17 protein-coding genes are annotated in these 19,273 nt (G+C 52.0%); 6 read left to right on the forward strand and 11 right to left on the reverse strand.

Features of this window, described 5'->3' with window-relative positions; all coding sequences use genetic code 11:
* Positions 1-4 precede the first annotated feature (4 nt).
* The 8 genes from rseP to rpsB all read right to left on the reverse strand — a co-directional run bounded on the left by rseP (position 5) and on the right by rpsB (position 7,846).
* A complete protein-coding gene (rseP, locus tag BZK41_RS02185) occupies positions 5-1,357 on the reverse strand; it encodes a sigma E protease regulator RseP (protein ID WP_079937032.1) in 1,353 nt (450 codons plus the stop codon).
* An 11-nt stretch (positions 1,358-1,368) separates the two neighbouring features.
* Positions 1,369-2,226 (reverse strand): phosphatidate cytidylyltransferase, encoded by an 858-nt coding sequence (gene cdsA / locus BZK41_RS02190; protein WP_038637406.1) that lies wholly within the window; start codon positions 2,224-2,226, stop codon positions 1,369-1,371.
* Positions 2,227-2,238: 12 nt separating this feature from the next.
* Positions 2,239-2,997, reverse strand: a complete 759-nt coding sequence (gene ispU / locus BZK41_RS02195) for a (2E,6E)-farnesyl-diphosphate-specific ditrans,polycis-undecaprenyl-diphosphate synthase (protein WP_079937033.1) — start codon at positions 2,995-2,997, stop codon at positions 2,239-2,241.
* Positions 2,998-3,184: 187 nt separating this feature from the next.
* Positions 3,185-4,381 (reverse strand): 1-deoxy-D-xylulose-5-phosphate reductoisomerase, encoded by a 1,197-nt coding sequence (gene ispC, locus BZK41_RS02200; RefSeq protein WP_079937034.1) that lies wholly within the window; start codon positions 4,379-4,381, stop codon positions 3,185-3,187.
* A gap of 183 nt (positions 4,382-4,564) precedes the next feature.
* Positions 4,565-5,122 carry a ribosome recycling factor gene (frr, locus tag BZK41_RS02205; RefSeq protein ID WP_003018547.1) on the reverse strand — a complete coding sequence of 186 codons (558 nt, stop codon included), beginning with the start codon at positions 5,120-5,122 and terminating at the stop codon, positions 4,565-4,567.
* 139 nt (positions 5,123-5,261) lie between these two features.
* Positions 5,262-5,987 carry a UMP kinase gene (pyrH, locus tag BZK41_RS02210; RefSeq protein WP_003018549.1) on the reverse strand — a complete coding sequence of 242 codons (726 nt, stop codon included), beginning with the start codon at positions 5,985-5,987 and terminating at the stop codon, positions 5,262-5,264.
* A 145-nt stretch (positions 5,988-6,132) separates the two neighbouring features.
* Complete coding sequence (gene tsf / locus BZK41_RS02215) at positions 6,133-6,984, reverse strand: translation elongation factor Ts (protein ID WP_003018551.1); 852 nt, start codon at positions 6,982-6,984, stop codon at positions 6,133-6,135.
* Positions 6,985-7,120: 136 nt separating this feature from the next.
* Positions 7,121-7,846 carry a 30S ribosomal protein S2 gene (gene rpsB / locus BZK41_RS02220; protein ID WP_016151758.1) on the reverse strand — a complete coding sequence of 242 codons (726 nt, stop codon included), beginning with the start codon at positions 7,844-7,846 and terminating at the stop codon, positions 7,121-7,123.
* 450 nt (positions 7,847-8,296) lie between these two features.
* Between rpsB and map the strand changes: the two genes are divergently transcribed.
* From map to BZK41_RS02245, 4 genes are all read left to right on the forward strand, one after another.
* Positions 8,297-9,091 (forward strand): type I methionyl aminopeptidase, encoded by a 795-nt coding sequence (map, locus tag BZK41_RS02230; protein WP_003018555.1) that lies wholly within the window; start codon positions 8,297-8,299, stop codon positions 9,089-9,091.
* 107 nt (positions 9,092-9,198) lie between these two features.
* Positions 9,199-11,871: a bifunctional uridylyltransferase/uridylyl-removing protein GlnD gene (gene glnD / locus BZK41_RS02235; RefSeq protein WP_079937035.1), complete on the forward strand. Its 2,673-nt coding sequence runs from the start codon at positions 9,199-9,201 to the stop codon at positions 11,869-11,871.
* 31 nt (positions 11,872-11,902) lie between these two features.
* Positions 11,903-12,727: a 2,3,4,5-tetrahydropyridine-2,6-dicarboxylate N-succinyltransferase gene (gene dapD / locus BZK41_RS02240; protein ID WP_003829186.1), complete on the forward strand. Its 825-nt coding sequence runs from the start codon at positions 11,903-11,905 to the stop codon at positions 12,725-12,727.
* Positions 12,728-12,836: 109 nt separating this feature from the next.
* Positions 12,837-13,223 carry a DUF3461 family protein gene (locus BZK41_RS02245; RefSeq protein WP_003018562.1) on the forward strand — a complete coding sequence of 129 codons (387 nt, stop codon included), beginning with the start codon at positions 12,837-12,839 and terminating at the stop codon, positions 13,221-13,223.
* Between the two features lie 87 nt (positions 13,224-13,310).
* Here BZK41_RS02245 and cdaR read toward each other — a convergent pair whose 3' ends face one another.
* The 3 genes from cdaR to dgt form a co-directional block, all read right to left on the reverse strand.
* Positions 13,311-14,468 carry a DNA-binding transcriptional regulator CdaR gene (cdaR, locus tag BZK41_RS02250; protein ID WP_003018564.1) on the reverse strand — a complete coding sequence of 386 codons (1,158 nt, stop codon included), beginning with the start codon at positions 14,466-14,468 and terminating at the stop codon, positions 13,311-13,313.
* 148 nt (positions 14,469-14,616) lie between these two features.
* The gene (gene degP / locus BZK41_RS02255; RefSeq protein ID WP_079937036.1) at positions 14,617-16,050 is read right to left on the reverse strand and encodes a serine endoprotease DegP; all 1,434 of its coding nucleotides are present in this window, start codon (positions 16,048-16,050) and stop codon (positions 14,617-14,619) included.
* A 129-nt stretch (positions 16,051-16,179) separates the two neighbouring features.
* Positions 16,180-17,697 carry a dGTPase gene (gene dgt, locus BZK41_RS02265; RefSeq protein WP_079937037.1) on the reverse strand — a complete coding sequence of 506 codons (1,518 nt, stop codon included), beginning with the start codon at positions 17,695-17,697 and terminating at the stop codon, positions 16,180-16,182.
* Between the two features lie 83 nt (positions 17,698-17,780).
* On the opposite strand from dgt, the gene mtnN reads away from it, so the two are divergent.
* Together mtnN and btuF are read left to right on the forward strand one after the other, a co-directional pair.
* Positions 17,781-18,479 (forward strand): 5'-methylthioadenosine/S-adenosylhomocysteine nucleosidase, encoded by a 699-nt coding sequence (gene mtnN / locus BZK41_RS02270; protein ID WP_079937038.1) that lies wholly within the window; start codon positions 17,781-17,783, stop codon positions 18,477-18,479.
* Positions 18,472-19,272, forward strand: a complete 801-nt coding sequence (btuF, locus tag BZK41_RS02275) for a vitamin B12 ABC transporter substrate-binding protein BtuF (protein WP_079937039.1) — start codon at positions 18,472-18,474, stop codon at positions 19,270-19,272. Before mtnN ends, btuF begins: the two co-directional genes overlap by 8 nt.
* The last annotated feature ends 1 nt before the right edge of the window (position 19,273 follow it).

Here is a 19,273-nt window from a genome sequence, read left to right on the forward strand (position 1 = left end):
TCTCTTACAACCGAGAGAAATCATTGAAAAGTGCAAGCCCCATTAACAACACCAGCAAGATAGAGCCAATGCGATAACTAAAGTCTTGAACCCGCTCGGATACCGGACCGCCCTTCAGCTTTTCAATCGCCAGGAACAGCAGATGCCCCCCGTCAAGAACGGGCAACGGAAACAGGTTGATTATCCCTAAGTTCACGCTGATAAGCGCAAGGAACATCAGGTAATAAATAATCCCGAACTCCGCTGACATCCCAGCCCCCTGGGCGATAGAAATCGGCCCACTGAGGTTGTTCAGTTTTACATCACCGGTAATCAATTTTCCCAGCATACTGACCGTCAGCTTCATCAACTGCCACGTTTTATCCGAGGCTTCGAGGATGGCGCTGAATGGCCCATACTGGCGTACAGTCTTATACTCATCAGGCAGAGGAATAACTTTAGGCACCACGCCCGCAAAACCTTCTGCCTTCCCGTTAACCTGTTTTGAATCTGGGGTTAACGTTAAAGACAAGGAACTTCCTTGCCTTTCAATATCTAGCGCTAACGGCTTATCCGGATTATCGCGCACCAGCGTCACGAACGTCATCCATTGCGTCAGCGACTGACCATTGACTTTAACGATCCTGTCGCCAGCTTGCAAACCTGCCTTACTTGCAGCGGAGTTAACCTGCACTTCTGACAGCACCGGTTCAATCTGCGGACCGCGCGGACGCATGCCCAAACTAGAGACAGGATCCTCTTTGTCTGGTTCAAATGCCCAATGGCGTAAATCCAGCGTTTTGTCCTGCCGCTGATTGCTACCAAACTGCGCCACGCTGAGGATCGTATGCTCATCGCCAATTTTGGATACCAGCTGCAATCGCACGGCATCCCAATCAGGGGTTTCGATGCCATCAACCGCTTTTAGTTCCGTACCCGGCTGAATTTGCGCCTGTGCGGCAATCGAGTTGGGTGTTATTTCACCAACAACCGGACGAACGCCAGGGACACCGATGATAAACACCAACCAGTAAGCGAAAATAGCAAAAAGGAAGTTTGCAATCGGACCTGCGGCAATGATGGCTGCGCGTTGTCCAACCGTTTTATTGTTGAAGGCGTAATGGCGCAATTCCGGTGCGACCGGTTCAGCTCGCTCATCCAGCATTTTGACGTAACCGCCGAGGGGAATCAGGGCGATGACGTATTCCGTACCCGATTTATCGGTACGCCGCCAAAGCGCTTTTCCAAAGCCAATGGAAAAGCGTTCGACGCGGACTCCGCAGCGCCGTGCAACCCAGAAATGACCAAATTCATGCACGGTGATAAGCACACCAAGTGCGATGATGAATGCAGCCAAATTCCAGAGAATACTCAGCATAAGACCATCCGTTAGAGCGTCCTGAATACCAGTAACAACAGGCAGGCAAAGACCGGTACCGCAGCCGTCAGGCTATCAATACGATCCAGAATACCGCCGTGTCCTGGAATTAAGTGACCACTGTCCTTAATACCTGCTTCACGCTTAAACATACTCTCGGTCAGGTCACCCAGCACGGAGGCCAGGGCTGCAACGATGGAGCAAATGAGCAAGGTGACAGGCGCAACTTCAAGATTCGCCCACATGCCATAACCCCATGAGATCACGGCCGCAGTGGCGAGTCCGCCAATAAAACCCTGCCAGGTTTTACCAGGAGAAACCTTCGGTGCCAGCTTATGTTTGCCAAACAGCTTACCAAACATATACGCACCAGAATCCGCTCCCCAAACGAGGATCATGACATACAGCAGCCATAGCGCGCCACTATAATGATTCTCATCATAATGCCATGCACGTAGCGCCAGCATTCCCCAAAAGAACGGGACAATGGTTAACACGCCGAAAATTATGCGTAATGTTTTGGAATTACGCCAGACCGACGCAGAACCTGGATAAAACAATACCAGTAACAGCGCCACGATCCACCAGCCCAGCGACGCCCACAGCGATACTTCAACCAGCGGTTGATGGATATTGCGATGGTATTCTGGCAGCAAAAATAGCATCAGTGCCAGCAATAGCCCGCACAAAACCGCCAGCCAGACTCGCTGCGTACGCGTGGTAAAACCGCTTAACTGTCCCCATTCCCAGGCGGCCAACATACAGACGACCAACGTAACAATGGCGAACCCCACCGGCGGCAGCAAAAACAGCGCCGCGATGACAACGGGTATTAAAACAAAAGCAGAAATCAGGCGATACTTCAGCAAAAGCGACCCCCATCAGGCTTTTTCATCACCGGGCTCGGTGCCGCCGAAACGACGCTCACGATTAGCAAAGGCATGCAGCGCACCTTCAAAGTCTTGTTCATCGAAATCGGGCCAGAGAACATCGGTAAAGTAAAGTTCGGCATAGGCAATTTGCCACAACAGAAAATTACTAATTCGGTGCTCTCCCCCAGTCCTTATCACTAAATCCACAGGAGCCAGTTCATGCATACAAATTTGCTGTCCGAGCATCTCTTCATCGATTTGCTCAGGATGCAGCACACCGTCCCGCACCTGTTGTGCCAGTTGCCTGACTCCCTGGACAATATCCCACCGTCCACCGTAATTCGCTGCAATATTCAGCGTCAACCCGGTATTCTGGGCGGTAATCGCTTCTGATTTGCGAATCCGTTCTTGCAAACGTGAGTTAAATCGACTGATATCCCCGATAATACGCAGACGTACGTTATGGCGATGTAGGTTTTTCACTTCGCTATCAAGTGCCCACACAAACAGTTCCATTAACGCACTTACTTCCTGCGCAGGTCGGTTCCAGTTCTCACTGCTAAAGGCATACAGCGTTAACGCATCAATACCGTTATTGGCAGCAAAGGAGACAGCCCGGCGGACGGATTTTGCTCCGGCCTTATGCCCAAAGGCGCGAATCTTCCCTTGCTTTTTCGCCCAGCGGCCATTGCCATCCATGATAATTGCGACATGGCGACAACCATGTGCTGGCAAATTTTCGCTTAATGGTTTAGTTGCAGACAACATAACGCGTTATTAGTCCCTGAAAGGATTTACGGTACTCAGGAATACTGAAGCCCATCCACAAAAAAGCCGTGTCAAACCACGGCTTACCCGACCGAAAAAAAGCAAATACCCGCGATCGAGTGGCGCAGACTATATCACCGAAGCCCAACGCTAACAAATAGCACGATTCTCCGTAGAGGGATTATCATCAGCTTGAGAGTCGCATCACTTCTTTTCTGGCGACCTCCCGCGCGAGAGCATCAACCTTCAGCACGTCATCAACGCTCTGCGGCTCCTGTAAATCCATCTTATCCAGCACGGATAAATTCAGGTCAGCAATATCGGTAAATCGGATCTGCTGCGCCAGGAATGCGGCAACGGTAATTTCATTCGCGGCATTGAGTGCGGTCGTTGCCGCCTGCCCTTGCTCAAACGCGTCCATCGCCAGTTTCAGGCATGGATAACGCTGGTAATCAGGTGCGGAAAACGTCAACGCACTGAGTTTGCAAAAGTCGACAGGCTTAACACCGGACGTCACTCGTTCTGGCCATGCCATGGTATGGGCAATAGGTGTACGCATGTCAGGTTCACCCAACTGTGCCAGAACACTACCATCCTGATAACGAACCATCGAATGAATAACCGACTGCGGGTGAATCAGCACTTCCATCTGGCTTGCACTGGCATTAAATAACCAACGCGCTTCAATGTATTCCAGACCTTTGTTCATCATGGTGGCGGAATCGACAGAGATTTTTCGTCCCATCGACCAATTAGGATGACGACATGCCTGATCGGGGGTCATAGAGACCAGATCGCGCAATGGCGTCTCACGGAATGGGCCACCAGACCCGGTAAGCAGAACTGACATGACGCCGTTTTGCTCAAGGTCAGCGTATCCCAGATTGTGTTGGATAGGTTGCGGTAAACTCTGAAAAATCGCGTTATGCTCGCTATCTACCGGCAAAAGCTGCGCTTTGTGGCGTTTCACGTCGTCCATAAACAGACGACCGCAGGTCACCAGAGATTCTTTATTTGCCAGCAAAATGCTTTTGCTGGCACGAATTGCCGCCAGCGTCGGCAGCAAGCCCGCTGCGCCGACAATCGCCGCCATGACCTGATCAACATCATCCAGCGCAGCCATATCACAGGCCGCCTGCTGCCCGCTCATAACCTCGGTACGGCTACCCTGTGCCAAAAGAGCAGCTTTTACCTGTGCCGCGCTTTTTTCATCGTCCATTACCGCATAGCGAGGCGCAAACTCCAGGCATTGCTCTACCATACGGGCAACATTTTTACCCGCCACCAACGCAGCAACACGAAATTTTTCCGGGTTATGGCGTACTACATCCAGCGTACTGCAACCAATGGAACCGGTTGATCCCAGGATGGTTAATTGCTTCATCGGACATCCAGAAGAATTTTACTCGTCATACTTCAAGTTGCATGTACGTTGGCTTTACTCGGCCTTTGGCGTCGCCGCCTTCCTGCAACTTGAATTATTTAGAGTATGTAGACAGAAAAAAGCAAAACGCCGCCATCCAGCCTTCTCAGGCCTTCTAAGCGGCGTTTTTAGCGTACAGGCGAATCAGAACTGCATCAGTTCCGCTTCTTTCTCTGCAAGCGCCGCATCAACTTTCTTGATTGCAGCATCAGTCAGTTTCTGTACGTCGTCCTGAGAACGGCGATCGTCATCTTCGCTGATCTCTTTTTCTTTCAACAACGCTTTCACTTTGTCGTTTGCATCGCGGCGTACGTTACGTACGGCAACACGCGCGCCTTCAGCTTCGCCACGCACGATCTTGGTCAGATCTTTACGACGTTCTTCAGTCAGCGGCGGCAGCGGAACGCGGATGTCAGAGCCCGCAGAGCTTGGATTCAGACCGAGGTCGGAAGCCATGATTGCTTTCTCAACGGCTGGACCCATAGAACGGTCAAACACGTTGATTTTCAGGGTACGGGAATCTTCAACCGTTACGCTTGCCAGCTGGCGCAGCGGAGTCGGTGTGCCGTAATATTCCACGACAATACCATCCAGCAGGCTAGGAGAAGCACGGCCCGTGCGAATTTTGCTGATTTGGTTTTTGAACGCTTCGACGCATTTGTCCATGCGTACTTCAGCATCTTTTCTGATATCGTTGATCACGTTACGAATCCTTGAAAGCTTGTTTCAGTCAGACCATACCCGCCACGCAAGATGTGACAAGTATAGTCTTGATTAATTTTGAGGGACGTATCCCGCGACATTAAAGCGGAATATTACCTGCATTTAGCCGCAACGGGAATTATTCCGTGATTAACGTGCCTTCTTTTTCACCCATAACAACACGGCGCAGTGCACCTGGTTTGTTCATGTTAAAGACACGAATCGGTAATTTGTGGTCACGAGCCAGCGTGAACGCGGCAAGATCCATGACTTTCAGCTCTTTATCCAGCACTTCAGTGTAGGTCAACTGTTCGTACATGGTCGCCGTTGGATCTTTAGCCGGGTCGGCAGTAAATACGCCATCGACTTTGGTGGCTTTCAGAACCACATCCGCTTCAATTTCAATACCGCGCAGGCAGGCTGCAGAGTCGGTGGTGAAGAACGGATTGCCGGTACCCGCAGACAAAATAACAACGCGGTTGTTACGCAGCAGGCTGATAGCTTCAGCCCAGCTGTAGTTATCACACACGCCGTTCAGAGGAATTGCGGACATCAAGCGAGCGTTCACATAGGCGCGGTGAAGCGCATCGCGCATCGCCAGACCGTTCATTACGGTGGCTAACATGCCCATGTGGTCGCCCACAACGCGGTTCATCCCTGCTTTCGCCAGACCAGCGCCACGGAACAGGTTACCACCACCAATCACTACGCCAACCTGAATACCCAGCTCAACCAGCTCTTTAATTTCCTGAGCCATGCGGTCAAGGATGCTTGCATCAATACCGAAGCCTTCTGAACCTTGCAGAGCTTCGCCACTTAACTTAAGCAGAATACGTTTGTAGACGGGTTTTGCATTGGTAGCCATGTTTCTTTCCTGAGACTGTCAACGAATGAGATGAGTTAATTCCGGCGACATTGTATGTCGCTTTTCAGCATGACCACTATAGCGGTTCGCTGAATTTACAAGCCAGACACAAAAAGAAGCCGCCCTCAGGCGGCTCCTTTAAAAATTAAGACTGCTTGGACATCGCAGCAACTTCTGCTGCAAAGTCAGTCTCAACTTTCTCGATGCCTTCACCCACTTCAAAGCGGATGAAGCCTGTTACGTCAGCGTTATGCTCTTTCAGCAGCTGACCAACAGATTTGCTCGGTTCCATGACGAAAGGCTGACCGGTCAGAGAAACTTCGCCGGTGAATTTCTTCATGCGGCCTTCAACCATTTTCTCTGCGATTTCTTTCGGCTTGCCAGACTGCATAGCGATGTCCAGCTGAACCTGGTATTCTTTTTCTACCACTTCAGCGGAAACGTCTTCCGGCTTAACGAATTCTGGTTTGCTTGCAGCAACGTGCATTGCCAGCTGTTTAACCAGTTCTTCGTCAGCACCAGTTGCAGCAACCAGAACACCGATACGAGCACCGTGCTGGTAGTTACCCAGAACTTCGCCTTCCAGGGAAGCAACGCGACGGATGTTGATGTTCTCACCGATTTTAGCAACCAGAGCAACACGTTCTTCTTCGAACTGTGCTTTCAGAACTTCAACGTCAGTGATTTTGCCAGCAACGGCAGCGTCCAGTACTTTGTCAGCAAATGCCTGGAAACCAGCATCTTTAGCAACGAAGTCAGTCTGGCAGTTAACTTCCAGAATGAAAGCGATGTTGCCGTCGATTTTGGTTTTGATTACGCCGTCAGCAGCAACGTTGCCTGCTTTTTTCGCTGCTTTGATTGCACCGGACTTACGCATGTTTTCGATTGCCAGCTCGATGTCGCCATTAGCTTCAGTCAGTGCTTTTTTGCAATCCATCATGCCTGCGCCAGTACGCTCACGCAGCTCTTTTACCAGGGATGCGGTAATTTCAGCCATTCTAAAATCCTCGGAAGATTTGATCTGCCCGGCATGAAACCGCACAGATTTAAAAGTGAAAAAGGGGGCCATATACAGGCCCCCTAACCAAACGTGATACTACCTGGTCTATAAGGGCTCTAACGAGCGTGCCTTATTATTCAGCTTCTACGAAGCTTTCTTCCGCCTGGGAAGCCAGATCCTGAGAACGGCCTTCACGAACGGTAGTAGCTACAGCGCCCAGGTACAGGGTCACAGCACGGATTGCGTCGTCGTTACCCGGGATAACGAAATCAACACCGTCCGGATCAGAGTTGGTATCAACGATAGCAAATACTGGGATACCCAGGTTGTTTGCTTCTTTGATAGCAATGTGCTCGTGGTCAGCATCGATTACGAACAGAGCGTCCGGCAGACCGCCCATGTCTTTGATACCGCCCAGGCTGTTTTCCAGTTTCTCAAGCTCACGAGTACGCATCAGCGCTTCTTTCTTGGTCAGCTTTTCGAAAGTACCGTCCTGAGACTGAGTTTCCAGATCTTTCAGACGTTTGATGGACTGACGAACGGTTTTCCAGTTAGTCAGCATACCGCCCAACCAGCGATGGTTCACGAAGAACTGGTCGCAGTTGTTAGCAGCTTCTTTCACCGCTTCGCTTGCAGCGCGTTTAGTACCAACGAAAAGGATTTTACCTTTACGAGCAGAGATCTTGTTCAGTTCAGCCAGAGCTTCGTTGAACATCGGTACAGTTTTCTCAAGGTTGATGATGTGAACTTTGTTACGCGCACCGAAGATGAACGGCTTCATTTTCGGGTTCCAGTAACGGGTCTGGTGACCAAAGTGAACACCAGCCTTGAGCATGTCGCGCATGGAAACAGTTGCCATGATTAAAACCTCTATATATAAAAGTTGGGGTTAAGCCTCCACGCATCCCATATTACCGACCCCAAAGGGCACCCCGGAATATGTGCCGATACGTGTGTGTTGTTACACAAAGTGAGATTTGTCGCTCCCGTCCATCGTGTGTAGTCTTCGAATGGATCGGAAGTCCGGCGCGCTTTATACCACAAATACGCCACCGACACCAATAATTGTTGGCGGTCTGTGCTGTATTGAACAATGAATTTCGTGTTACAGACAGGCGGCAAATTTTTGAATCCCCGGGAGCTTACGGCCAGTAAGTGACTGGGGTGAAAAAATGTAGCCAACGCATCTGTGGCACGAAAGGCGAAGTTCAGAATGATTCTCAATTTGGCAGGGTACACCCCAGACTGATACCATTGGCAACACTTAAACAATTATTGCCGATATCATCGGCACTGATGGACAGAATTCATGGCTATCTCAATCAAGACCCCTGAAGAAATCGAAAAAATGCGCGTCGCTGGCCGCCTGGCCGCTGATGTACTGGAAATGATCGAACCGTTTGTTAAACCGGGCGTCAGCACCGGCGAGCTGGATCGCATCTGTAATGACTATATCGTGAATGAGCAGCAGGCCATTTCCGCTTGCCTGGGTTACCACGGCTATCCGAAATCCGTGTGTATCTCTATTAATGAAGTGGTGTGCCACGGGATCCCGGACGACGCCAAACTTCTGAAAGACGGCGATATCGTCAACATCGACGTAACCGTGATTAAAGACGAGTACCACGGTGACACCTCGAAAATGTTTATCGTCGGCAAACCTACTATTCTGGGCGAGCGTCTGTGCCGCGTCACGCAGGAAAGCCTGTATCTGGCGCTGCGGATGGTGAAACCGGGCATTCGCCTGCGCACGCTGGGCGCTGCAATTCAGAAATACGCGGAAGGTGAAGGTTTCTCTGTCGTTCGTGAATACTGCGGTCACGGTATCGGTCGCGGCTTCCATGAAGAGCCGCAGGTTCTGCACTACGATGCAGACGACGGCGGTGTGGTACTGCAGCCGGGTATGACGTTCACCGTAGAACCGATGCTGAATGCCGGTGATTACCGCATCCGCACCATGAAAGACGGTTGGACGGTGAAGACCAAAGACCGGAGCTTGTCTGCACAGTACGAGCATACTATTGTAGTGACGGAAAACGGCTGTGAAATTCTGACGTTACGCAAGGATGACACCATCCCGGCGATCATCACACACGGCGAATAATGTTTTGCCTGATGGCGCTGTCGCTTATCAGGCCTACAAATTGTACTACTTAGTAGGCCGGGTAAGGCGTTCACGCCATCATCCGGCTTTTTAATGGGTGGCGCATAATGAATACTCTTCCTGAACAGCACGCAAATACTGCCCTCCCCACCCTGCCTGGCCAACCGCAAAACCCTGGGACATGGCCACAGCAAGATCTCAACTGCTCCGGCATTAAAGCGCATATCGACACCTTCCAGAGCTGGCTAGGCGAAGCGTTTGACAGTGGAATTTCTGCAGAGCAGCTCATTGAGGCCCGCACTGAATTTATTGACCAACTGCTACAGCGTTTGTGGATAGAAGCTGGGTTCGGGCAAATAGCCGATCTGGCGCTGGTTGCCGTTGGCGGCTACGGGCGCGGCGAACTGCATCCGCTTTCCGATATTGACCTGCTGATCCTGAGTCGAAAAAAGCTACCTGACGCGCAGGCCGAAAAAGTTGGTGAGCTGTTAACGCTGCTATGGGACGTGAGGCTGGAGGTTGGGCACAGCGTGCGTACGCTGGAAGAGTGTCTGCTGGAAGGATTATCAGATTTAACCGTCGCCACTAACCTGATTGAAACACGCCTGCTGATCGGCGATGTGGCGCTGTTTCTTGAGCTGCAAAAGCATATTTTTAGCGAAGGTTTCTGGCCATCCGATAAGTTTTACGCTGCCAAAGTGGAAGAGCAGAATCAGCGCCACCAGCGTTATCACGGCACCAGCTACAACCTGGAGCCGGATATCAAAAGCAGTCCCGGCGGCCTGCGCGATATCCATACTCTGCAATGGGTCGCCCGCCGTCATTTTGGCGCCACGTCTCTGGATGAAATGGTCGGCTTCGGCTTTTTGACGCTGGCTGAACGCGCCGAACTGAATGAATGTTTGCATATCCTGTGGCGGATTCGCTTCGCCCTGCATCTGGTCGTTAGTCGTTACGACAACCGCCTGCTGTTTGATCGCCAGCTCAGCGTGGCGCAACGGCTAAACTACGGCGGTGAAGGCAACGAGCCTATCGAGCGGATGATGAAAGACTATTTCCGCGTCACCCGACGGGTCAGCGAACTGAATCACATGCTGTTGCAGCTATTCGACGAGGCGATCCTCGCCATGCCCGCCGATGAAAAACCGCGCCCGATTGATGACGACTTTCAACTGCGCGGCACGTTGATCGATCTGCGCGATGACGATCTGTTTATCCGCAAACCCGAAGCGATACTGCGGATGTTTTACATCATGGTGCGTAACAGCGCGATCAGCGGGATTTACTCCACCACGCTGCGCCATCTGCGTCATGCCCGCCGTCATTTAACGCAGCCGTTGTGCTACATCCCGGAAGCGCGATCCCTTTTTCTCAGTATGTTGCGCCATCCGGGCGCGGTGAGCCGCGGTCTGCTGCCGATGCATCGCCACAGCGTGTTGTGGGCCTATATGCCGCAATGGTCGCATATTGTCGGCCAAATGCAGTTTGACCTGTTTCATGCCTACACAGTGGATGAACACACCATCCGCGTAATGCTCAAGCTGGAAAGTTTTGCCAACGAAGAGACCCGCCAGCGCCATCCGCTGTGTGTGGATCTATGGCCGCGTCTGCGACAGCCGGAGCTGATTCTAATTGCCGCGCTGTTCCACGATATCGCCAAAGGCCGCGGCGGTGATCACTCGGTGCTCGGCGCTCAGGACGTGCTCAAGTTCGCCGAACTGCACGGCCTGAATTCCCGCGAAACGCAGCTGATCGTGTGGCTGGTGCGCCAGCATTTGTTGATGTCGGTAACCGCTCAGCGCCGCGATATTCAGGATCCCGAAGTGATCAAGCAATTCGCCGAAGAGGTACAAACGGAACACCGTCTGCGCTTTTTGGTGTGTCTGACCGTCGCGGATATTTGCGCCACCAACGAAACGCTGTGGAATAGCTGGAAGCAAAGCCTGCTGCGCGAGCTGTACTTCGCGACGGAAAAACAACTGCGTCGTGGCATGCAAAATACGCCGGATATGCGCGAGCGCGTACGCCATCATCAGCTTCAGGCGCTGGCGCTACTACGCATGGACAACATTGATGAAGAAGCGCTGCACCACATCTGGTCGCGCTGTCGCGCCAACTACTTCGTGCGTCACAGCCCAAATCAGCTGGCCTGGCATGCGCGTCATCTGCTGCAACACGATCTCAGCAAGCCGTTGATCCTGCTCAGCCCACAGGCCACGCGTGGCGGGACAGAAATTTTCATCTGGAGCCCTGACCGCCCTTACCTGTTTGCCGCCGTCTGCGCCGAACTGGACAGGCGTAATCTTAGCGTCCACGATGCGCAGATTTTCACTACCCGCGATGGAATGGCGATGGATACGTTCATCGTGCTGGAGCCGGACGGCAGCCCGCTGTCTTCTGACCGACACGAAGCGATCCGTTTTGGACTGGAACAGGCCATCACACAGCGCAGCTGGCAGCCACCGCAACCGCGTCGCCAACCGGCAAAATTACGCCACTTTACCGTCGATACTGAAGTTACCTTTTTGCCGACCCATACCGACCGAAAATCGTTCCTGGAGCTTATCGCTCTCGACCAGCCCGGCCTGCTGGCGCGGGTCGGGCAGATTTTTGCCGATCTGGGAATTTCGCTGCATGGCGCCCGAATTACAACCATTGGCGAGCGAGTAGAAGATTTATTCATAATCGCCACCGCCGACCGGCGCGCCCTTAATAATGAGCTGCAGCAGGAAGTGCATCAACGGTTGACAGAGGCCCTCAATCCAAACGATAAAGGGTAATGTTTTTATTTATTATGGAAAGAGTTTAACAATGCAGCAGTTACAGAACGTTATTGAGTCCGCTTTCGAGCGCCGTGCCGACATTACTCCGGCAAATGTGGATACCGTAACCCGCGAAGCGGTGAATCAGGTTATTTCTTTACTGGATTCCGGTGCACTGCGCGTCGCAGAGAAGATTGAGGGTCAGTGGGTCACGCATCAGTGGCTGAAAAAGGCGGTCCTGCTCTCTTTCCGTATTAACGATAATCAGGTCATCGAAGGTGCGGAAAGCCGTTACTTCGATAAAGTACCGATGAAATTCGCCAACTACGACGAAGCGCGCTTCCAGAAGGAAGGTTTCCGCGTAGTTCCGCCTGCGGCCGTGCGTCAGGGTGCGTTTATCGCCCGTAACACCGTGCTGATGCCATCTTACGTAAACATCGGCGCTTATGTTGATGAAGGTACGATGGTTGATACCTGGGCAACAGTCGGTTCCTGTGCGCAAATCGGTAAAAACGTACACCTGTCCGGCGGCGTTGGCATCGGCGGCGTACTGGAGCCGTTACAGGCTAACCCGACCATCATCGAAGACAACTGCTTCATCGGCGCGCGCTCTGAAGTGGTTGAAGGCGTGATCGTCGAAGAAGGTTCTGTTATCTCCATGGGCGTGTACATCGGTCAGAGCACCCGTATTTACGATCGCGAAACTGGCGAAGTGCATTATGGCCGCGTTCCGGCAGGCTCCGTAGTTGTCTCCGGCAACCTGCCGTCGAAAGATGGCAAATACAGCCTGTACTGCGCGGTGATTGTGAAGAAAGTCGATGCCAAAACGCGTGGCAAAGTGGGAATCAACGAACTGTTACGCACCATCGACTAACAGCGATTTGAAAAAGCGGGCTTAGCCCGCTTTTTTTACATCTGCGAGTGGCATAAACAAGGCTTTTCGTTAATTATTCAATGGTTATAGTGAGCTTAAGGGTACCGCTATGTATGACAATCTGAAAAGTCTGGGCATTACTAATCCTGAAGAGATCGATCGTTACAGCCTGCGGCAAGAAGCCAACAACGATATCCTGAAAATCTATTTCCAGAAGGATAAAGGCGAGTTTTTTGCCAAGAGCGTGAAGTTCAAATATCCCCGTCAGCGTAAAACGGTTGTCGCCGATGGCGTCGGCCAGGGTTACAAAGAAGTGCAGGAGATCAGTCCCAACCTGCGCTATGTGATCGACGAACTGGATCAGATCTGCCAGCGCGATCGCAGCGAAGTCGATCTTAAACGCAAGATCCTTGATGATTTACGTCATCTGGAAAGCGTCGTGACCAACAAGATCAGCGAAATTGAAGCCGATCTGGAAAAACTGACGCGTAAATAACCGCGAGTGAATGTATTCGTAGGCCGGGTAAGGCGAAGTTGCCACCCGGCATTTTTCCTGATAGCGCAACGCCCATCAGGCAATTAATCAATGCTGCTCATCCAGTTGTAACGCCACATACAGCAGCAGTCTGTCGTCGAAGTTCCCCAGATCCAGCCCGGTCAGTTCTGAAATACGATTCAGGCGATATTCCAGCGTATTACGATGAATAAACAGTGCCTTTGAGGTCGCCAGCGGCTGGACGTTATGACGAAACCATGCCGCCAATGTCCGACGCAGCAATCCGTTGTTATCCATCGCCTTCAGCCTCACCAACGGACGCGCCAGCTCATTGGCCTGCCAGCCGCCGCGCAGGCTGTCCAGCAGCACTGGCAACATCAAATCCTGATAGAAATAGCTACGGCTTTCCGGCATCCGCTGTTTACCGACCATCATGGTAGTGCGCGCCGTACGATACGAACGGGCAATGCTACCAGGCCCGGTAAAATAGTTGCCCAGCGACACGCGAAAACGCAGCTGTCCGTTCTCTTTCATACGGGCAATAAGCTGCTCAACGCGCTTGCGATGATCTTCAGCGTCCCAGCGTCCAAACTGATTAAGCGCCGGTTTCAGCACCACCATCTCGGTCAGAGAAACAATCGCAATCAGATTATTGCGTTCGGGCGTGGTCAACGCATTCTGCAATTGCTGTAGTTCCGCCATCGCACTGTCAACACCAAGCTGACCGCTGTCGACCTCCACTACCGCCACCACGCGCGGCTGGTTCAAATCAATGCCTAAACGCTGGGCCCATTCCATCAACGCTGGCGTATTCTCTTCCGCCTGAATCAGGTTCATCACCAGCTCTTCACGCAGACGGCTATCCTGCGCTAACAGATGCATCAAGCGCGACTGTTCCAGCATCATTTCGGCGGTCATACACACTAACTCGCCGTATTTGCGCAGATGTTCCGGTTCGCCGGTAAGGCCGATAACGCCAACGATTTCGCCTTCCAGACGCAGCGGCAGGTTTATCCCCTGACGCACACCGTGTAAATGCCGGGCCACCGCATCGTCAATATCGACCACCCGACCCTGCGAAAGTACCAGCAACGCCCCTTCGTGCAATTCACCAATACGTTCGCGATCGCCGCTGCCGATTATCCGCCCACGGGCATCCATTACGTTGATATTGGTATCAATGATGCGCATGGTGCGCGCCACGATATCCTGCGCCATTTTGGTATCAAGATGCCAGCCAGCCATAAACCCCTCCTGTGAGCAGAGCTCAAGCATAAGGAAGATAATAAGCGGCGACATTGTGCAGATGCACAAAGCGGAAGAGAGAAGTATGGAGTTGTGGGAAGTATCACAAAAAGAAACCCCTTCCTGTGCAGGAAGGGGTTGAGGGAGATTACTGCATCAACAGATAGATTGAGCTGTCACCGCGCTGAATGTTCAGCGCCAGTACAGCCGGTTTGCTGTCGAGAATTTTGCGCAGTTCAGCGATGTTTTTCACCGGCTGCTGGTTCGCACCGATAATCACATCCCCTTTCTTCAGGCCAATCTGTGCAGCCGGAGAACTCGGTTTCACGTCGCTTACCACGACCCCTTTGTCCTGGCCTTTGTTGCTCATATCGGCACCTTCAATGCCTTTAAAGATAGAGCTGGAGTCAACCTGAGTCTGGCTGCTCTGCTGCAATTCCAGGTTCACGGTGACCGGCTTACCGTCTCGCAGCAGACCCAGGGTGATCTTGCTGCCGACCGGCATCGTACCCACCTGCGCACGCAGGGCGGCGAAGCTGCTGATAGGTTTACCGTTCAGCGAGGTAATCACGTCCCCGGCTTTAATACCGGCTTTCGCTGCGGAAGAGTTCGGCATTACCTGGCTGACGAATGCGCCACGCTGGGCGTCAACTTTCATCGCTTTCGCCAGCTCAGAGCTCAGTTCGGTCCCCATAATACCCAGCTCACCGCGTTTAACCTGGCCGAACTCAACCATCTGCGAAGTCAGGTTTTTCACCATGTTGCTCGGGATTGCAAAACCGATACCGATGTTACCGCCGTCCGGCGCGAGGATCGCGGTGTTAATACCGATCAGTTCACCGTTCAGGTTGACCAGTGCACCACCGGAGTTACCCCGGTTGATCGCTGCATCCGTCTGGATAAAGTTCTCGTAGTTTTCCGCATTCAGGCCGCTACGACCCAGCGCAGAAACGATACCGGAAGTCACCGTTTCACCGAGGCCAAACGGGTTACCGATTGCCACGGTGTAATCACCCACGCGCAGCGCGTCGGAATCTGCCAGCTTAATCGCCGTCAGGTTTTTCGGATCCTGAATTTGGATCAGCGCGATATCGGAGCGCGGATCTTTACCCACGATCTTCGCATCAAATTTACGACCATCGCTCAACTGAACTTTAATCACCGTGGCGTTATCCACCACGTGGTTATTGGTCACGACATACCCTTTCGCAGCATCAATAATTACGCCGGAACCGAGCGCCATAAATTTCTGCTGCTGGCCGCCGCCATTACCAGCGCCCGGTGCGCCGCCCTGACAGAACGGTGAACTCTGGAACGGAGAACCGTCCTGACAGAACGGTGAATTATCACCGAAGAACTGCTGGAAATTACGCGGCATGCGCGGCGTATTTACCGTCGTGCTCCCCTCGACGTTAATACTTACCACCGATGGCATCACTTTTTCGAGCATCGGGGCCAGGCTTGGCATCTGTTGGGCGGTCATTGCTGAAGACGACGTCTCAGCCGCTGTGGCAGACAGGGGGGACAACGCCAAACCTAAACTCAGAGCCAGTGCACTCATTGCTAATGTGGTTTTTTTCATGTGTTTCGTTCTCGATTAACAGGTAACGCAAAATTGCTGTATACGTCAGAGTCGTTTTATAGCGCTAAGTTCCAGAATCAAGTTTAAGGAAAAAGTAAAATTTTATTGTCCGTCTTTACAAATGAGTGTTTATTGTTCTACGGCCATCAAGCGACGATATTCATCCCAGGCATACAAATCTGTCATCCCGCTGATATAATCCTGGATCAACCGGCAGCGATAATAATATTCCAGAACCGAATACTCTGCGCACCCCACCGATATTTTACTAACCGCCTCAACATACGCAAGACGATGGCGGGTAGACAACTTCTGAAATAAACGGGACTCGATAGGAAAACGTTTTACTCTTTCATTGTCGACCAGTTCAGAAAAATCTGACTGAGACATTTTCAATAACGGTTGATAGATCTCCAGCAACCCGCTGATCACCCGATAGCCCTGTAATTCCAGCTGTTCAACATCCGGATGACTAAATACATGTTTCACCGCCACATTTTTATAAACACCCAGTAGCTGGCTGAAGCTGCTGGCATCTTCTAACAGCGCATGATTAAAGCTGCCTTCATAAATCTGCGGCAAATTATCAATAAACCTCTGGGCCGCATACGGCACCAGTTTATTCAGCGTATTGACGCGTAAATACATAAAGAACTGATCTTCGGTACTCCGACTTAATGTATTTGAACGTGATTTCTCCCAGGCGTTCTCAACAACCTGGCTAAACAGGGAACCTTTTTCATGGTGCCCCCACGCCTCATACAGGTGGTGATAAAGTTGCTCGACGCTAAAGATTCTTTTCTCAACGGCATCTTCCAGATCCGCTACGCAATAAGAGATATCATCGGCAGCCTCCATAATCCAGGTTAATGGAAAACGACTGTAAGGCGCTAATGATAATTCTTTACGCAACCGCTCAATATACGGTTCTTCAGAAAGGTAATAACCCGGCTTCTTCATTAAATAGTTGTGCGTCTCGGGTGCACTACCGCGCCACCACGCCGGACGGGTATATTTTAAAATACCGCCAACCTGCGCCCAGGTAAGGTTCATACGCATCAACGTATGCACAAGGCGAATTCCCTGCGCATTGCCTTCAAAATGGCACAGGTCCTGGCGCACCTTGCGGCGAATATCATTCAGCGACTCCTCGCCTTCACGCAATCGTAATGCCGTCACCTGGCAGCGGTCATCACTCAAGGGCTGACTTTCCGCGTCTGCGGGATACAGCCGCTGGCGGAACCAGTCATTAATTGCCGCCTCCCCGAAATGGCCAAACGGCGGATTACCAATGTCATGCATCAGGCAGGACATTTCGACAATACTCTCAAAGGGTCCCGTCAGTTCATCCAGACCATACTGCTCCAGCAGCTTTAGTTCTTTCAGTCGGCTGAGGATCTCTTTCGCGATATAGCGCCCAACCTGCTGAACTTCCATCGAGTGCGTCAGGCGCGTACGGACCGCCGCATTGCGCTCCAGCGGAAAGACCTGCGTTTTTTGTTGCAGTCGGCGAATGGCCGGAGAATTGATAATACGTCCGCGATCGCTTTCGAAAATACGCAGGATCTCATGCTCAGTCTTCACGCCCTGCGGCGAACGGTAACGACGATGCCAGTTTATTTTTTTTCGGAAATCGATCTGTGCCATGTCCTCTCCCGCCTGAGAAATGCGCTACCCCTTAAGCGCATGATAGACTATGCCCTCAAATCTGGCTTATCGCGAGTAAATCTATGAAAATCGGCATCATTGGTGCAATGGAAGAAGAAGTTACGCTGCTGCGTGACAAAATCGAAAACCGTCAGACCATCGCGCTCGGCGGTTGTGAAATTTACACCGGCCAGCTGAACGGTACAGAGGTTGCGCTGCTGAAATCGGGTATCGGTAAAGTGGCTGCGGCACTGGGTGCTACGCTGCTGCTTGAACGTTGCAAGCCGGACGCCATCATTAATACCGGTTCTGCGGGTGGCCTGGCTTCTACGCTGAAAGTCGGGGATATCGTAGTTTCTGACGAAGCGCGCTATCACGACGCCGACGTCACTGCCTTTGGCTATGAATTTGGTCAGCTACCGGGCTGCCCGGCTGGTTTTAAAGCCGATCCTGCGTTGATTGCTGCCGCAGAATCTTGCATCGCCGAACTCAATCTGAACGCCGTTCGCGGACTTATCGTCAGCGGCGACGCATTCATTAACGGTTCCGTGGGGCTGGCGAAAATTCAGCACAACTTCCCGCAGGCGATTGCCGTTGAGATGGAAGCGACCGCAATTGCGCACGTTTGCCACAACTTTAACGTGCCATTCGTCGTGGTTCGCGCTATCTCTGACGTTGCCGATCAGCAGTCCCATCTCTGCTTTGACGAATTTCTGGTGGTTGCCGCGAAGCAGTCAAGTCTGATGGTTGAAACGCTGGTACAGAAACTGGCGCATGGCTAAATTACTCTCCAGGGCGCTGGTCGCCCTGCTTTTCACTCTCCCGGCGTTCCTTTACGCCGCACCTCGTGTTGTGACGCTTTCTCCTGCCAATACCGAACTCGCTTTTGCCGCAGGCATTACTCCCGTTGGCGTCAGCAGTTATTCAAACTACCCGCCAGAAGCCAAAAATATTGAGGAAGTCTCAACCTGGCAAGGGATGAATCTTGAACGTATTGTGGCGCTGAAACCTGATTTGGTCGTCGCCTGGCGCGGGGGAAATGCTGAGCGGCAGGTGAATCAACTGACCTCTCTGGGAATTAAGGTCATCTGGGTGGATGCCGTTACCATTGAGCAGGTTGCCGATGCGCTACGCCAGTTGGCGGCATGGAGCCCCAAGCCTGAACAAGCTAAACAGGCGGCGCAAACCATGCTTGATGACTATGCTTTACTTAAATCTCAGTATGCCAACAAACCGAAAAAACGCGTGTTTCTCCAGTTTGGTGCCAATCCTCTGTTTACCAGTGGAAAAGGTTCTATTCAGCACGAAGTTCTTGAGGTATGCGGCGGAGAAAACATCTTTGCCGGTAGTCGGGTTCCCTGGCCGCAGGTTAGCCGTGAGCAGGTCCTGGCACGAGCCCCCCAGGCTATCGTTGCAACCGGCGGTCCGGGCGAAACTCTGAAAATTGAGCAATACTGGGGAAACCAGCTAAAAATACCCGTTATTACACTTAATAGTGACTGGTTCGAACGCGCGAGCCCGCGTATTATCCTCGCCGCAAAACAACTCTGTAATGCGCTTTCACAGATAAATTAGC

This window comes from Citrobacter sp. A316 (assembly GCF_002042945.1).
GTDB lineage: Bacteria > Pseudomonadota > Gammaproteobacteria > Enterobacterales > Enterobacteriaceae > Citrobacter > Citrobacter portucalensis.

Excerpts from the sequence above, each read along its gene's own strand:
- rseP (WP_079937032.1), bottom strand. The coding sequence starts at position 1,357 with ATGCTGAGTATTCTCTGGAATTTGGCTGCATTCATCATCGCACTTGGT.
- ispU (WP_079937033.1), bottom strand. The coding sequence starts at position 2,997 with ATGTTGTCTGCAACTAAACCATTAAGCGAAAATTTGCCAGCACATGGT.
- ispC (WP_079937034.1), bottom strand. The coding sequence starts at position 4,381 with ATGAAGCAATTAACCATCCTGGGATCAACCGGTTCCATTGGTTGCAGT.
- pyrH (WP_003018549.1), bottom strand. The coding sequence starts at position 5,987 with ATGGCTACCAATGCAAAACCCGTCTACAAACGTATTCTGCTTAAGTTA.
- tsf (WP_003018551.1), bottom strand. The coding sequence starts at position 6,984 with ATGGCTGAAATTACCGCATCCCTGGTAAAAGAGCTGCGTGAGCGTACT.
- rpsB (WP_016151758.1), bottom strand. The coding sequence starts at position 7,846 with ATGGCAACTGTTTCCATGCGCGACATGCTCAAGGCTGGTGTTCACTTT.
- map (WP_003018555.1), top strand. The coding sequence starts at position 8,297 with ATGGCTATCTCAATCAAGACCCCTGAAGAAATCGAAAAAATGCGCGTC.
- glnD (WP_079937035.1), top strand. The coding sequence starts at position 9,199 with ATGAATACTCTTCCTGAACAGCACGCAAATACTGCCCTCCCCACCCTG.
- dapD (WP_003829186.1), top strand. The coding sequence starts at position 11,903 with ATGCAGCAGTTACAGAACGTTATTGAGTCCGCTTTCGAGCGCCGTGCC.
- BZK41_RS02245 (WP_003018562.1), top strand. The coding sequence starts at position 12,837 with ATGTATGACAATCTGAAAAGTCTGGGCATTACTAATCCTGAAGAGATC.
- cdaR (WP_003018564.1), bottom strand. The coding sequence starts at position 14,468 with ATGGCTGGCTGGCATCTTGATACCAAAATGGCGCAGGATATCGTGGCG.
- degP (WP_079937036.1), bottom strand. The coding sequence starts at position 16,050 with ATGAAAAAAACCACATTAGCAATGAGTGCACTGGCTCTGAGTTTAGGT.
- dgt (WP_079937037.1), bottom strand. The coding sequence starts at position 17,697 with ATGGCACAGATCGATTTCCGAAAAAAAATAAACTGGCATCGTCGTTAC.
- mtnN (WP_079937038.1), top strand. The coding sequence starts at position 17,781 with ATGAAAATCGGCATCATTGGTGCAATGGAAGAAGAAGTTACGCTGCTG.
- btuF (WP_079937039.1), top strand. The coding sequence starts at position 18,472 with ATGGCTAAATTACTCTCCAGGGCGCTGGTCGCCCTGCTTTTCACTCTC.